9 protein-coding genes and 2 pseudogenes are annotated in these 11,863 nt (G+C 67.7%); 10 read left to right on the top strand and 1 reads right to left on the bottom strand.

Annotated elements, in window-relative coordinates:
- Nucleotides 1–3: 3 nt before the first annotated feature.
- From pap to pepT, 9 genes and pseudogenes are all read left to right on the top strand, one after another.
- The gene (gene pap, locus E5K04_RS13690) at nt 4–1,494 is read left to right on the top strand and encodes a polyphosphate:AMP phosphotransferase (RefSeq protein ID WP_136555075.1); all 1,491 of its coding nucleotides are present in this window, start codon (nt 4–6) and stop codon (nt 1,492–1,494) included.
- Nucleotides 1,481–3,193 carry an exodeoxyribonuclease V subunit alpha gene (gene recD, locus E5K04_RS13685; RefSeq protein WP_136555072.1) on the top strand — a complete coding sequence of 571 codons (1,713 nt, stop codon included), beginning with the start codon at nt 1,481–1,483 and terminating at the stop codon, nt 3,191–3,193. Before pap ends, recD begins: the two co-directional genes overlap by 14 nt.
- 472 nt (nt 3,194–3,665) lie before the next feature.
- A pseudogene (locus E5K04_RS16930) lies at nt 3,666–3,920 on the top strand (methyl-accepting chemotaxis protein); the annotation flags it as partial.
- Between the two features lie 48 nt (nt 3,921–3,968).
- A complete protein-coding gene (locus tag E5K04_RS16925) occupies nt 3,969–4,400 on the top strand; it encodes a CZB domain-containing protein (RefSeq protein ID WP_235844379.1) in 432 nt (143 codons plus the stop codon).
- Nucleotides 4,401–4,925: 525 nt separating this feature from the next.
- Nucleotides 4,926–5,079, top strand: a pseudogene (locus E5K04_RS17095) (methyl-accepting chemotaxis protein); the annotation flags it as partial.
- Nucleotides 5,080–5,222: 143 nt separating this feature from the next.
- A complete protein-coding gene (locus E5K04_RS16915; protein WP_235844377.1) occupies nt 5,223–5,654 on the top strand; it encodes a CZB domain-containing protein in 432 nt (143 codons plus the stop codon).
- A 50-nt stretch (nt 5,655–5,704) separates the two neighbouring features.
- Nucleotides 5,705–6,592, top strand: a complete 888-nt coding sequence (locus E5K04_RS13670; protein ID WP_136555066.1) for an NUDIX hydrolase — start codon at nt 5,705–5,707, stop codon at nt 6,590–6,592.
- 141 nt (nt 6,593–6,733) lie between these two features.
- A complete protein-coding gene (locus tag E5K04_RS13665; RefSeq protein WP_136555064.1) occupies nt 6,734–8,299 on the top strand; it encodes an AbgT family transporter in 1,566 nt (521 codons plus the stop codon).
- Nucleotides 8,300–8,376: 77 nt separating this feature from the next.
- Complete coding sequence (gene pepT / locus E5K04_RS13660) at nt 8,377–9,591, top strand: peptidase T (RefSeq protein WP_136555062.1); 1,215 nt, start codon at nt 8,377–8,379, stop codon at nt 9,589–9,591.
- A gap of 3 nt (nt 9,592–9,594) precedes the next feature.
- Here pepT and E5K04_RS16770 read toward each other — a convergent pair whose 3' ends face one another.
- On the bottom strand, nt 9,595–9,840 hold the full coding sequence (locus E5K04_RS16770) for a hypothetical protein (protein ID WP_136555060.1): 246 nt from the start codon (nt 9,838–9,840) through the stop codon (nt 9,595–9,597).
- Nucleotides 9,841–10,163: 323 nt separating this feature from the next.
- Between E5K04_RS16770 and E5K04_RS13650 the strand changes: the two genes are divergently transcribed.
- Nucleotides 10,164–11,810 (top strand): methyl-accepting chemotaxis protein, encoded by a 1,647-nt coding sequence (locus E5K04_RS13650; protein ID WP_235844376.1) that lies wholly within the window; start codon nt 10,164–10,166, stop codon nt 11,808–11,810.
- Nucleotides 11,811–11,863: the final 53 nt, after the last annotated feature.

The raw sequence follows: 11,863 nt of genomic DNA, 5'->3' as shown, positions 1-11,863 counted from the left end.
ACAATGTTCGAATCCGCAGAAATCGGCCACAGCGTCGACAAGGAAACGTGGAAGGCGAGGGTGCCCGCGCTGCGCGAGGCGCTGCTCGACGCGCAGTACGACCTCAAGGAGAAGCCGGACTTCCCGGTGCTGATCCTGATCCACGGCTTTGACGGCGCCGGCCGCGGCGAGACGCTGAAACTGATCAACGAGTGGCTGGACCCGCGCCTGATCGACGCGGTGGCGTTCGATGCGGCCAACGACGAGGCGCGCGCGCGCCCTTGGATGTGGCGCTACTGGCGCGAGCTGCCGCCCAAGGGGCGGCTCGGCATGTTCTTCGGCTCCTACTACTCGGACACGCTGTTCGACCGTGCCGAGGGGCGCGCCGGGCGCGACAAGACCGACCGGCGCATCGGCGACATCCTGCGCTTCGAGCGCATGCTCGCCAACGACGGCGCGCTGGTCCTGAAGTTCTGGTTCCATCTGTCGGAGGGTTCCCAGAAGGCGCGCCTGAAGCTGCTGGAGAAGGACCCGAAGACCGCATGGCGGGTCAGCGAGCGCGACTGGGAGAACCACCGCAACTACGCGCGCATCCGCAAGGCGGCCGCGCACATCCTGCGCCTGACCAATACCGCGTACGCGCCGTGGATCGTGGTCGACGGCGCCGACGCGCGCTACCGCAGCCTGGCAGTCGGCGAGGCGATCCGTGCCGCGCTGCGCCAGCGGCTGGACCGCGCGCACGCGCATGTCGCGCGCGCCGACGCGCCGCCGCCGTCGCTGCCGATCGACGGCAAGCTGCTGCTCGATACCCTCGAGCTTGACCAGCCGCTTGCCAAGGACGACTACGCGGAGCTGCTCGACACGCTGCAGGCGAGGCTCAACCGGCTGACCCGCCACCCGCGTTTCGCGCGCCACGCGCTGGTGCTCGCCTTCGAGGGCAACGACGCGGCCGGCAAGGGCGGCTGCATCCGCCGCATCACGCAGGCGCTCGACGCGCGCCGCTACCGGGTGGTGCCGGTCGCCGCGCCGACCGAGGAGGAGCGCGCGCAGCCGTGGCTGTGGCGCTTCTGGCGCCATGTGCCGGGCAAGGGCGAGACGGCCATCTTCGACCGCTCGTGGTACGGCCGAGTATTGGTCGAGCGTGTCGAGGGCTTCTGCGAGCCGGCCGACTGGGCGCGCGCCTACTACGAGATCAACGACTTCGAGCACCAGCTGGTCGACGACGGCGCGATCGTGCTCAAGTTCTGGCTGGCGATCGACGCCGACACCCAGCTTGCGCGCTTCAAGGCGCGCGAGGACACCGGGTTCAAGCGCTTCAAGATCACCGACGAGGACTGGCGCAACCGCCAGAAGTGGGACGACTACAAGCTCGCGGTGTGCGACATGATAGACCGCACCAGCACCACGCAGGTGCCGTGGACGCTGATCGAGGCGAATAACAAGTACCACGCGCGGGTGAAGGTGCTCACCGCGGTGTGCGACGCGCTGGAGGCGAGGCTGAATGTCGGCGACTGAAGCGCAGCCGGACGCGCTGCCCGAGGTGCTGGGCGCGCTCTTCGCGCGGCTGGACCCCAAGCTTGACGCGCGCGCGGCCGCAACCGTGCACGCGCTGATCGGCGCCACGCGCGCAGGCCATGTCTGCCTGCCGGTGCGGGACGGTGCCAGCCTGCGCGCGCTCGCGCAAAGCCCGCTTACCGGGCGCGCCGGCGACTACACGCCGCTGATCCTCGACGGGGACCGGCTCTACTTCGCGCGCCAGTGGTGGCAGGAGGTGGAATTGGCGCGCCGTCTCGCGGCGCTGGCCGGCACGCGCGAAGAGGTGGACCCGGACGCGGTGCGCGGCGCGCTCGATACGCTATTCGGGCCGGCACCGGAGGCGCTCGACCGCCAGCGTCTCGCCGCCGCGCTCGCCGCGCGCACGCACCTGACGGTGATCTCGGGCGGCCCCGGCACCGGCAAGACCACCACCGTGGTACGCCTGCTCGCGCTGCTCTGCCTGCTCAGCCCGCGCCCGTTGGTGATGGCGATGGCGGCGCCGACCGGCAAGGCGGCGGCGCGGCTGGCCGAGTCGATGCGTGCGTCGCGCGCGTCACTTCAGCTGCCGGCCGCGGTGGCCGAGCGCCTGCCCGAATCCGCGCAGACGCTGCACCGCCTGCTCGGCGTGCTGCCCGGGCGTGACGCGCCGCGCCACCACCCGGGCAACCCCTTGCCGCTGGACGTGCTGATCGTCGACGAGGCGTCGATGGTCGACCTCTCGCTGATGCACGACACCGTCGCCGCGCTGCCCGCGCACGCACGGCTGATCCTGCTGGGCGACCGAGACCAGCTCTCGTCGGTCGACGCCGGCGCGGTGCTGGGCGACGTCGCGGCGCTCGAGGCCTGGCGCGCGGATACGCTGGACTGGCTGGTGCGCTGCGGCCTGCCGGCGCCCGCGGGGGCGTCGGACGCGCAGCCCCTGTCCGACTGCGTGGTCTTCCTCACGCACAGCCACCGTTTTGGCGAACACAGCGGGATCGGCCGGCTCGCCCGCGCGGTCAACGCCGGCGACGCCGACGCGGCCTGCCGCTTGCTGGACGACAGCCAGTTTTCCGACATCGGCATGGCCGTGTCGCTCGCCGCCGCCGAGCATTACCGCGAACGCGCGAGCTACTTCGAACGGGTCGTATCCGGCGCGCCGCCAGCCGAGGTGTTTGCCGAGTTCCTGCGCTTCATGCTGCTGTGCGCGGACCGCGGCACGGTCGAGCGCCTCAACCGGGACGTCGAGACGCAACTCGCCTCAGGCGGCCTGCGCGACGCGGCCTCCGACTGGTACCCCGGGCGGGCGGTGATGGTGCGCGAAAACGACTACGGCGTACGCCTGTTCAACGGCGACATCGGTATCGCGCTCGCGCACGAGGGGGCCTTGCGGGTGTATTTCCCGGATGCGGACGGCGGCTTTCGGGCCATCTCGCCGGCGCGCCTGCCCGGGCACGAGACCGCGTTCGCGATGACCGTGCACAAGAGCCAGGGCTCCGAGTTCGACACGGTGTGGCTGGTGATGCCAGGTCAGCCGACGCCGCTCTTTTCCCGCCAGTTGCTGTACACCGCGATCACCCGCGCGCGCAGGCAATGCCGGCTGGTGGGGCCGCGTGAGACCCTGCGTGCAGCGTGCGGCCAACTGGCCGGGCGCGAGTCCGGGTTGGGGGATAGGTTGTGGTTTGATTCATCTCAATAATATGACCAATGAAAATGGTTTATAGTTAACTAGTATTTCAATAGCTAACGGTGATGCCATGTTCGGGTTCGGATCAGGAAGTGCGCTGGAGGAGGCGAAGGCCGCCTTGCAGGAAGAGCAACGCCAGCGTCAGGCCTTGCAGTCACGCGTCGAACAACTGGAGCGCGAGCAGCGTGCGCTGAACGACGAGTGCGAGGCCTTGCGCCGGCAGGCGCAACAGGGCGCGGGGGGCCGCGAAGCTTTTGCCGAGTGCCAGCACAGCGTCACCGGCGTGCAGCAGTCGCTGGCCGAACTCGCGAACGAACTGGAAGGGGACCGGGTGCGCACCGGTGACGCGGTCCAGGCGCTCGAGGGTAGCCTGACGTCGGTATTCGACATGATCGGCAGCTTCCGCGCGCTGGTCGAACAGCAGGTCGACATCGCCGGCGACATCCGTAACCTCAACCAGCATACCGGCAAGATCGGCGGCTTCGTCGAGCTGATCCGCGACGTCGCCGACCAGACCAATTTGCTGGCGCTGAACGCGGCGATCGAGGCGGCGCGTGCGGGCGAGGCCGGCCGCGGCTTCGCGGTGGTCGCCGACGAGGTGAGGAAGCTCGCCGAGCGCACCAGTCAGGCGACCCGCGAGATCGGCAGCCTGGTCAGCTCGATCGAGGAGAGCACGCGCACGACCAGCGTGCGCGTCGAGGCCGCCGCGGGCGAGGCCGAGCAGCACCGCAACCAGGGCGAGAGTACCGCCAACAACCTGCAGGAGCTGCTGACGCTGTCGCGCGCGATGCGCGACTCGATCGCGCAAGGCGCGAACATCTCCTTCCTGGAAGTCGCGCGGCTGGATCATGTGGTATTCAAGCTGGGGGTCTACCGGACGGTGCTGACCGGCGAGCCGGGTGACGCCAAACCCGAGGCGCTCAGCGACCACCACCAGTGCCGGCTTGGCCAGTGGTGCGAGCAGGGGCGCGGCCGCGAGGAATTTGCCCGCTTCCCGGCCTTCCGGGAGCTGGAGCGCCCGCATGCGCGCGTGCACGAAGCCGGTCGTCAGGCGCTGCGGGCCTTCGCGGCACGCCAGCCTGACGAACTGGCACGCCAGCTCTCGGCGATGGAGGCCGCCAGCCGCGAGGTGCTGGAGCTGCTTCACCGGCTGGGCCAGCAGGCCGAGCCCGAGGGCTACAAGCGCGCGCAGGCCGAGATGGAGTCCCTGACCGCCTGAGCCTTTGCCGTAGCGGCACGCTGTCCGGACAGGGCTTGACCGTCGTCATAAGCTGCTTCGCGTATGTTCGATACAATTCGCTATCAAATTTACGCGGATTGCTCGGATATGTTCGGAAATTCGGCCAGGCGGGCGCTTGCCCAGGCGCAAGAAGACCAGCGCGTGCTGCAGGCGCGTTGCGACGCGCAGGACGCGGAACTCGCCTCGGCGCGCGCGCGCATTGCCGAGCTGGAAGCGGCCGGGGCGCGTCTGCGCGAACAGGCCGGCCAGTGCCGCTACGCGGACGCGTTCGGCGCGTTCACCGGCTCCGCGCTCGACGTGCAGCGCTCGCTCGCGGCACTGGCCGACGAACTGGACGCCGAGCGCACGCGCAACGGCGGTCACCTGGAGGCGCTCGAGGCCAGTGTCGCCGAAGTGAGCACCCTGATCGGCAGCTTCGACGCGATGATCGAGCGCCAACTGGCGGTCGCCGCCGACATCCGCCAACTCGACGAGCTGACCGGCCGCATCGGCGGCTTCGTCGCGCTGATCCGCGAAGTCGCCGACCAGACCAATCTGCTGGCGCTGAACGCGGCGATCGAGGCGGCGCGCGCCGGCGAGGCCGGCCGCGGCTTCGCGGTGGTCGCCGACGAGGTGAGGAAGCTTGCCGAGCGCACCAGCCAGGCCACCGGCGAGATCGGCCTTCTCGTCGAGTCGATCGACGAGCGTTCGCGTAACACCGGCGAACGCGCCGCGCTCGCGGCAGGGGAGGCCGAGGCGCAGCGCGCGCAGGGCGCGCGAAGCGCCGCCCGCCTCGACGCGCTGCTGACGTTGTGCCACGCGATGCGCGACGCGATCGACCATACCGCCAACGTTTCCTTCCTCGAGGTCACCCGCTTCGACCACCTCGTCTACAAGCTGCGCATCTACGAGGCCTTGCTGTGCGGGGGGCGGGCCGAAGCGTCGCCCGGGGCGCTGCCCGACCACCACGGCTGCCGCCTCGGCCGCTGGTACGAGAGCGGTCGCGGGCGCGACTACTTCAGCGCGCTGCCCGCGTACCGGGCGGTTTCTGCGCCGCACGAGCGGGTACACGCGGCGGGCCGCCAGGCGCTTGCCGCGTTCGCCGGCGCGGAAGACGAAGCAGTCGCGCCGGCGCTCGCAGAGATGGAGCGTGCCAGCGCCGAGGTGCTGGCCCTGTTGCTGAAGCTGGGCGAACAGGCTGACCTGCCCGGACGGCTCGCCAGGTTAGCCAAAATTGATTCATGGCAAGCCTAAAAAATGAAAAATGGATAAACTTGTGCGCTTCTGACTGCCGAGCCGCCGCCATGCATCCTGCCGCCGCCTACCTTGAGCGCATCGCGCGCCACGACCTGTCCGATTTTTCCCCGCTTGTCGTGTGTGAGCAGACGCTGGGTTCGGTCAACCGCGAATGGCGCGAACGCCTGCTCGCCTGCCCGTCCGGGCTGTTTGCCGGCCACGGCGACAAGCTGGTGTGCGCGCTTGAGGGCGACGCCGCCGCGCGCAGCCGGCAACTGGGCGCGGCGGCCGCAGGCTGGCGCGACGCGGGCTGGCTGACCGGCTGGCGGAACGAACAATTTGCCGCGCACGGCGAGAAGGGCGAGCTGCTGTTCGAGCTCGAGCGCGCGGCGTTCCGTCCGCTGGGGCTGACCAGCCGGGCGATCCACATCAACGGGCTCACCCGCCTGGCGGATGGCGAGATCCGCATGTGGGTCGGCCGGAGAAGCCCGGAGAAGTCGTACGAGCCCAACCGCATGGACAACCTGGTCGGCGGCGGGGTGGCTGCCGGCGAGACCCTGCGCGACGCCTGCCTGCGCGAGGGCTGGGAGGAGGCGGGGATCGACGCCGCCCGGCTGTCGGCGCTCGAACCGGTGTGCCGGTTATTGGCCGAGCGGCCGGTCGCGCGCGGCCTGCACCGCGAGTGGCTGTACGTGCACGACTTGTGGCTGCCCGAGGGCATCACTCCCTGCAACCAGGACGGCGAATTTTCCGAGCACGTGCTGCTGCCGTTCGCCGAGGTCGAGGCCTTGCTGCTGGACGGGCGTTTCATGATCGACGCGGCACTGGTCGCGATCGACTGCCTGCTCAGGCACGGCCACTGGGCGGGGCAGGCCGCGCCGTTTGTCCGCGTCTTCGCCGAACTGCGCGAGGCGGTGGCGGGGCGGGTCGAGCCGGCCGACGCGCTAGGCGTATAGGCGCGCGCGTGGCAGCAGGATCTGCCTTGGCTTGACCTGTATCAAAAATAGCAAGTAGTTAGTTCTTATATAGTGATCCGTTCATGTCTGGGCGGACCACCGCAGGCCGACCCGGACAGCCAGAATCCGAGGAGAACAACAATGGCTGCCATCGGCGACTCCCTGCCGCCGCCGTCCCGTGCGGGCGGCTTTCTCAATGCGATCGAACGGGTCGGCAACAAGCTGCCCGACATCACGATGCTGTTCCTGTACGCGCTGTTCGTGTGCTGGGGCCTGTCGTGGGCGCTGTCTTTCGTCAGCTTCGACTACCGCCACCCGCTGACCGGCGACGTGATCCAGGTCGTCAACATGCTCTCGCCCGACGAGCTGACCACCTTCGTCACGCTGATGGTGAAGAACTTCATCAGCTTCCCGCCTTTGGGCATCACCATCGTCGCCACGCTGGGCATCGGCATCGCCGAGGGCAGCGGCTTCATCCAGGTGCTGCTCAAAAAGCTGCTCAACATCACCCCGCAGAAGATCCTGACCCCGGCCGTGGTGTTCGTCGGCGTGGTCAGCCACATGGCGTCCGACTCGGCGTACGTGGTGCTGATGCCGGTTTCCGCGATGATGTTCTACGCCTGCGGCCGCCACCCCTTGGCCGGCATCGCCGCGTCGTTCGCCGGTCTCGCCGGTGGCTTCACCGCGAGCTACACCCCCTCGACGATCGACCCGATCATGCAGGGCTTCACGCAGGGCGCGGCGCGCATCATCGACCCGGCCTACGACGTCAACGTGCTGTGCAACTATTTCGTCAGCCTGGGCGGTACCTTCGGCGTGATCGCGGTGTGCTGGTTCATCACCGACCGCATCGTCGAGCCCCGGCTCAAGGCGTCGATGCCGCTGAACAAGGAGCTCGATACCGGCAAGGACGAGGACCTGCGCCACATCACGCCGGAAGAGAACCGCGCGTTCCGCTACGCCGGCCTGACCATGCTCGCGCTGATCGCGGGCCTCGCGCTCTTGCTTGCGCCGGAGGGTTCGCTGTGGCGTGCGCCGGACGGCAGCCTGACCAGCCCGAAGGCGCCGGTGATGCAGGCGATCGTGCCGCTGCTGTTCCTGTTCTTCGCGATCCCCGGCCTGGTGTACGGCTTCGCGGTGAAGAAGTTCAAGAGCTCGAAGGACGTGACCGCGTCGATGGAGAACATCACCCGCTCGCTGATCTCGTTCATGGTGTTCGGCTTCTTCTGCGCCCAGTTCCTGTACTCGTTCGGCCGCTCGAACATCGGCACGCTGATCGCGATCTCCGGCGCCGACTTCCTGAAGGAGCTGGCGATGCCGGCGGGCTTCACCGTGTTCGGCATCATCATGCTGACCGCCTGCCTGAACCTGATCATCACCTCGGCGTCGTCCAAGTGGGCGATCCTGGCGCCGGTATTCGTGCCGATGCTGATGGCGGTGGGCATCTCGCCGGAGCTCACCCAGGCGGCGTTCCGCATCTCGGATTCGGCGGTCAACGTTTCGACGCCGATGTTCGCGTTCTACCCGCTGATCCTGATGTACTGCCGCCAGTACTGCAAAGATTCGGGCGTCGGCACGCTGTGCTCGATGATGCTGCCGTACACCGTCGGCCTGCTGGTGGTGCTGACCGCGACGCTCTACCTGTTCTGGGGGCTGGGCATTCCGCTGGGCTTTGACAGCGGCTACGTCTACCCGCCGGTGCGCTAAGTCACCCCCTGACTGTATGTGATGGGTGACGGCCGTGGGCCTGACCCATCGCAAGTCTTGCCTTGCAAGGATTCCCGATGAAACAACAACTGCTCGAGCGCTTCCTGCGCTACGTCGCCATCCCCAGCCAGAGCGACGCGTCCGCCGCTTCGGTCCCGTCCACCCCCGGCCAGCTTGAACTCGCGCGCGTGCTCGCGGCCGAGCTCGAAGCGCTGGGCCTCTCGGACGTGCATGTCGACGGGCACGGCATCCTCACCGCCAAAAAAACCGGCAACCTGCCCGGCGCGCCGCGCATCGGCTTTGTCGCGCACCTCGATACCGTCGACGTCGGCATCTCGCCCGAAATCTTGCCGCAGGTGGTGGCGTTCGACGGCACGGACATCTGCCTGAACCCGCGCCAGGACATCTGGCTGCGCGTCGCCGAGCACCCGGAGATCCTGCCTTACCGCGGCGAGGAGATCGTGGTGACCGACGGCACCAGCGTGCTGGGCGCCGACAACAAGGCGGCGATCGCCGTGGTGATGACGCTGCTGTCCGACCTGCCCGCCGCGCACGGCGACCTCGTGGTCGCCTTCGTGCCGGACGAGGAGATCGGCCTCAAGGGCTCCAAGCTGCTGGACCTCACGCGCTTCGACGTCGACTTCGCGTACACCATCGACTGCTGCGAGACGGGCGAGGTGGTGTACGAGACCTTCAACGCGGCGTCCGTCGAGGTGAAGGTGACCGGCGTGACTGCGCACCCGATGTCGGCCAAGGGCGTGCTGGTCAACCCGATCCGCGTGCTGACCGACCTGATGGCGCACTTCGACCGCACCGACACTCCCGAGCACACCGCCGGTCGCGACGGCTACTTCTGGTTCACCGACCTGCAGGCGAACCCGAACCAGGCGACGCTGAAGATGGCGATCCGCGACTTCGACCTTACCTCGTTCGAGGCGCGCAAGCGCTTCATCGGCGACGCGGTCGCGCTGGTGGCGGCGCGCCACCCGAAGGCGAGGGTCGAGTTCCGGGTGGAGGATGTGTACGCGAACATCGCGCAGTCGCTGGGTGAAGACCGCCGCGCGATCGACCTGATCTTCGAGGGGATGGCAGAACTGGGCATCGCGCCCAAGGTGATCCCGATGCGCGGCGGCACCGACGGCTCGGCCTTGTCGCCGCGCGGGGTGTGCACGCCGAACTACTTCACCGGCGCGCACAACTTTCACTCGATCTACGAGTTCCTGCCGCTGGGGGCGCTGGAAAAATCGTACGCGCTGACGAAACGCATCGTCGAGCTGGCCGCGCGCGGCTGACGCTCAAGGCGCCATCGACAGCCCTGCCGCTTCAGCGTGCAGGGCTTTTTTATCGCGAGCCAACAGCGCGAGGCAATGCGAGCGCAAGGGGTGCAATTGTTCGCCCAGATGCGGTGCCGGCAGCAGCTGGCCGTGCGCGTTTTCGGTGAGCCAGCCTAGCGCGGTGAGTTTGACGAGCTTGCGGCGCACGGTCTCGCGCGGGATGCCGGTGACCAGCGCGATCGAATGGCCGTTGGTCGCTCGGGGCATGTCGCCCTGCTTGCAGTGGCAATGTGTGTGTGACCAGACTTCGAGCAGCACCAGCATCATCGTCAGGTCCCCGTCGGAGGCTTGGTAGAGCTCGCGCAGCGTCGGCAGTGTCTGCTGCGTGATGTGGCAGCCACTGCATGTGGCTTTTGCTGAGTTTGGCGAAAACATTGTGCTCTTATTCGATCAGCCGTGATGCTTGGTCGCCCACTCTGGGCATACCCATATTATTCATAGTGTTTTTGTGTAGTATAGTTGTTTGGCATTAATGGCGTGCGAATATCTTTAAGAGTTCTGAGTTGTTTGAATAGCTAGTGGGGATTGCTATGGCAAAAGAAAATCACCGGGCTGCGCTGTCGATGCGCGGCAAGCTGTACGCCCTGATCGCGCTGGCGGTCGCCGGCCTGCTTGTGTTAAGTGCGCTTGCCTTGGTCGGGCAGCGTAAGGTGATGCTCGAAGACCGGATCGACAAAGTCCGCGCGCTGGTCGAATCCAGTGCGTCCATGATCGGGTATTACGAGGCGCAGGCGCGTGAGGGCAAGTTGGCGCAGCCTGACGCGCAGCGTCTTGCGCTGGCGGCGATTACTGCGCAGCGTTTCGACCAAGACGAATATTTCTTCATCCTTGACGGGAACATGGTGACCGTCGCGCACGGGGTCAACCCCAGGCTGCTCGGCAAGTCGATGGACGGCATCAAGGACGTGGATGGTCAGAATCTTGGCCAGTTGTTCAGGACCGCGGCGACCCAGGGTGGCGGGCTCGCCGAGTACCGGTGGAACAAGCCGGATCAGGAGGATCCTGTCGGCAAGGTGGTCTGGCTGGGTGGGGCCTCTAGCCAGTGGGGTTGGCATGTCGGCACCGGCATTTATGTGGACGATATCGACGCGGCGTTCTGGCGGCAGTCCGCGCTGCTGCTGGGCGTGGTCGGCGTGCTCTCGGTGCTGTTGCTGGTGGTCAGCACGCTGATCGTGCGCAACCTGATCCGCGGCCTGGGCGGCGAGCCCGCGTACGCGATCGAGGTGGTGCGCAAGATCGCCGCCGGCCGCCTGAACGAGCCGGTCCAGCTGGCCGCAGGCGACAAGGACAGCCTGCTCGCGTCGATCGCGCAGATGCAGGGCGCGCTGCGCGAGCTGATCGGAGAGATCACGACGAGTGCCGACAGGCTCTCGGCGATGTCCGTTTCTATCGAATCCTCCGCCGAGCACAATGCACAGCAGTCCGAACAGCAAAGCCAGGCCGCTTCGGCAATGGCGGCGGCGATCGAACAGCTGACCACCAGCATCCACCATATCGCCGACAGCGCGCAGCAGGCACGCGAACGCTCGCAGCAGGCCGGCGACGAATCGCGCCAGAGCGGCGAGGTGATCAACCGTGCGGTCGGCGAAATGGAAATGATCAGCCAGGAGGTGTCGGCGGCGAGTACGACCATCGGCGAGCTGGTCGACAAGACCGAGTCGATCCGCTCGATCATGGAGGTGATCCGCGACGTCGCCGACCAGACCAACCTGCTGGCGCTCAACGCGGCGATCGAGGCGGCGCGCGCCGGCGAGCAGGGCCGCGGCTTCGCGGTGGTCGCCGACGAAGTGCGGAAACTTGCCGAGCGCACCACCGCGTCGACCCAGCAGATCGCCTCGATGCTGGGTGCGATCCATGTGGCTTCAGACGCGTCGCGCTCGACCATCGAGCAGGCGGTCTCCCGCGCCGGTAACGGCGTCACGCTGGCCGCCGAGGGGGGTGAGGCGGTCGAGCGCATCCGCCAGAGCACGGCGGGGGTGGTCGGTGTGATCGGGGATATCTCGCACGCGCTGGGCGAGCAGAGTGAGGCAAGCAAGGAGATCGCCCGCCATGTCGAGCAGATTTCGCAGGGAGCGGGCGCCAGCGCTGTCGAAGCTCATCAGACGGCCGAAGCGACCGAGGCGCTCAACCGGCTCACCCAGTCCTTGCGCTCGTCGGTCAGCCGTTTCGAGCTGTAAGCCCCGGTTCAGCCGCACACAGGGCAGGCCGTTGGCCTGCCCTGTTTTCTTTG

Origin of the sequence: Crenobacter intestini, assembly GCF_004919095.1 — a bacterium.
In the GTDB taxonomy this organism is placed as follows: Bacteria; Pseudomonadota; Gammaproteobacteria; order Burkholderiales; family Chromobacteriaceae; genus Craterilacuibacter; species Craterilacuibacter intestini.
The sequence above is the reverse complement of the archived record's forward strand: the minus strand, read 5'-3'. Positions and strand labels throughout refer to the sequence as shown.

Bases quoted from the DNA above. Each gene is read 5' to 3' on its own strand.
- E5K04_RS13670 (WP_136555066.1), top strand. From the start codon at position 5,705: ATGCATCCTGCCGCCGCCTACCTTGAGCGCATCGCGCGCCACGACCTG.
- pepT (WP_136555062.1), top strand. From the start codon at position 8,377: ATGAAACAACAACTGCTCGAGCGCTTCCTGCGCTACGTCGCCATCCCC.
- E5K04_RS16915 (WP_235844377.1), top strand. From the start codon at position 5,223: ATGCGCGACGCGATCGACCATACCGCCAACGTTTCCTTCCTCGAGGTC.
- E5K04_RS13650 (WP_235844376.1), top strand. From the start codon at position 10,164: ATGGCAAAAGAAAATCACCGGGCTGCGCTGTCGATGCGCGGCAAGCTG.
- pap (WP_136555075.1), top strand. From the start codon at position 4: ATGTTCGAATCCGCAGAAATCGGCCACAGCGTCGACAAGGAAACGTGG.
- recD (WP_136555072.1), top strand. From the start codon at position 1,481: ATGTCGGCGACTGAAGCGCAGCCGGACGCGCTGCCCGAGGTGCTGGGC.
- E5K04_RS16770 (WP_136555060.1), bottom strand. From the start codon at position 9,840: ATGCCCCGAGCGACCAACGGCCATTCGATCGCGCTGGTCACCGGCATC.
- E5K04_RS13665 (WP_136555064.1), top strand. From the start codon at position 6,734: ATGGCTGCCATCGGCGACTCCCTGCCGCCGCCGTCCCGTGCGGGCGGC.
- E5K04_RS16925 (WP_235844379.1), top strand. From the start codon at position 3,969: ATGCGCGACTCGATCGCGCAAGGCGCGAACATCTCCTTCCTGGAAGTC.